Origin of the sequence: Kitasatospora sp. NPDC093558 (assembly GCF_040683475.1) — a bacterium.
GTDB lineage: Bacteria > Actinomycetota > Actinomycetes > Streptomycetales > Streptomycetaceae > Kitasatospora.
This window is the reverse complement of sequence record NZ_JBFBDY010000874.1, coordinates 1-2,265: the sequence shown is the minus strand read 5'-3', so window position 1 is coordinate 2,265 and position 2,265 is coordinate 1. Positions and strand designations below refer to the sequence as shown.

Annotated in this window: 2 protein-coding genes; one reads left to right on the top strand and one right to left on the bottom strand. The window is 76.9% G+C overall.

Going from position 1 to position 2,265, the window contains the following annotated elements:
* Positions 1-1,278 (bottom strand): BTAD domain-containing putative transcriptional regulator (locus AB0O00_RS36395; RefSeq protein WP_363658987.1); only part of this gene is annotated, 1,278 nt, incomplete at its 3' end.
* Positions 1,279-1,687: 409 nt separating this feature from the next.
* On the opposite strand from AB0O00_RS36395, the gene AB0O00_RS36390 reads away from it, so the two are divergent.
* Positions 1,688-2,265: winged helix-turn-helix domain-containing protein (locus AB0O00_RS36390; protein WP_363658986.1), on the top strand; the 578-nt coding region annotated here is incomplete at its 3' end.

The window sequence follows — 2,265 nt, the reverse complement described above, 5'->3', positions numbered from 1 at the left end:
GAAGCCGGGGCCGTGCGGGAGCAGGTCGGCGACCTGGTCGGCGTCGGCCGCGTCGTCGAGGACGACGAGCAGGCGCCGGTCCCGGGTGAGGGTGCGGTAGAGCGCGGCGCGCCCGGCCCGGTCGGCTGGGACGGCCGGTTCGTCGACGCCGAGCGCGCGCAGGAACGCGCCGAGGGTCTCGGCGGGGTCGGCCGGGCCGGCGGGGTCGAGGCCGCGCAGGTCGGCGTACAGCTGGCCGTCCGGGTAGCCGCCGGCGGCGGTGTGCGCCCAGGCGACGGCCAGTGCGCTCTTGCCTGCGCCGGCCGGGCCGACGACGAGGGCGAGGCCGTCGCCGGTGCGGTCGGGGCCGCATTCGCCGTCCAGCCGGCGCAGTTCGGGCTCGCGGGCGACGAAGTCGAGGGGGCGGCGGGGGAGGCGCCGGGGCACGGGGGTGCCGAGTTCAGTGGTCGTGGAGGAAGCCGTGGTCGCAGGAGAGGACGTCGGCTCGTCCACCTGCGGCCGGGTTGCGGCGGAGTCGTTGGCGAGTACCTCCGTGAGTGCCGCCTGGAGCGCCGGGCCGGGCCGGATGCCGAGTTCGCCGTCGAGCCGGGTCCGCGCCTCGTGGTAGGCCCGCAGCGCGTCGGCGGGCCGTCCGGCCTGGTGGAGGCAGCGCACCAGGAGCGCCGCCACCTCCTCGCGCAGCCCGTTGGTCCGCACGTTCTGCTCCAGGGCCGGTACGGCCGCGGCGCCGGTGCCCTGCCGCAGCCGCAGCGCCGCCCAGGAGACGAGGGCCGCGGTCTGCGCCTGTTCCAGCCGGCGGGCGATGGTGCCGCGCAGTGCCGTGTCCGGCAGGTCGGCGAGCGCCGGGCCCCGCCACAGCCGCAGCGCCCGCTCCAGGTGGGCGGTGGCCACGGCGAGCGCGGCGGTGCCGGCCTCGCCCGCCACGCGGTCGGCCGCCTCGGCCAGGGCGGTGGCGCGGGTCGCCAGGTCGTCGAAGCGCAGCGCGTCCACGAGCTCGGCCGGGCCGGTCAGCAGGTATCCGGGCGCGCGGGTGTGCAGGACGAAGGGTCCGGCGGCGAGCAGCTTGCGCAGTGCGGCCACGTGCCCCTGGAGCGCCGCCCGCGCGCTGGCCGGCGGCCAGTCGTCCCACAGGAGTTCGCAGAAGTCGTCCACCCCGACGACCCGTCCGAGGTGCAGCGCGAGCAGCGCGAGCACGGCCCGCCGCTGGGCGCCCTGGAGCGCGGCGAACCCGCCGCCCCCGGTCCCCAGCTCCACCGGACCGAGGAGTCGAATTCCCACGCGCCGCCCCACCTCGCCCCCACGACTCCCGGGCCGGTCGGTCCCGGGGTGGAGCAGTGTAGTCAACGTGACCCGGTCCGCCCCGAGGAGCGATCGAGCGGGATCGGAGACGGGACCGGACAGGACCGTACGGGGGCGCACGGATTCGAGCGGAACCGGGCGAGAAGCGATCATGATGGCATGATTCGCCGGAGCCCGCATCGGTGCGGAGCCCGGCCGGTCGGGCCTATCCTCGGACGATCCGATCCACCCGCAGGCGAATCACCTGAAGGCGAATCATCTGTGGGCGAATCACGTGCGGCCGACTCGCCCGCACACGCTCGACCCGCACAGGATCCACCCGCACACGCTCGACCCGCACAGGATCCACCCGCCGGCGAACGAGCCGATCAGCCAGACGAGGGGCCGCATGCGCATCGACCTGCTCGGACCGGTCGCCGTCCGGCGTGACGACGGGACGCTCGTCACGCCTTCGGCGCCCAAGCGGCGCGCCCTGCTCAGCGCGCTCGCCGTCCGGCTCAATCGGGTCGTGGCCACCGAGGAACTGATCGAACTGGTCTGGGACGGCGCGGCGCCGCCCACCGCCCGCGCCGCCCTCCAGGGCCATGTCGCCGCGCTGCGACAGGCGTTGGGGGAGGAACGCACGGCGGACGGCGGCGGCGAACACCTCGCGCTCGGCACCCGCGACGCCGGCTACGTGCTCACCGGCGAGCCCGACCGGGTCGACCTGGTGCGCTTCGCCGGCCTCTGCGAACGCGCCGGAGTCCTGCACCCGGACGGCCGGCACGGCTCGTTCGGGCCCTACCACCCGCAGGTCCCGGACCGCGCGTACGGCCCGGACAACGCCCAGGCCCCCGCCGGCCCGACCGCCGACCCGGCAATCCCGCTGCTGCGCGCCGCCCTCGACCTGTTCCACGGCCCCGCGCTCACCGAGGGCGGCGGGGTCGTGCTTCACGCGCGGCCCTCCCCGGAGGGCGCCGGGCGGGG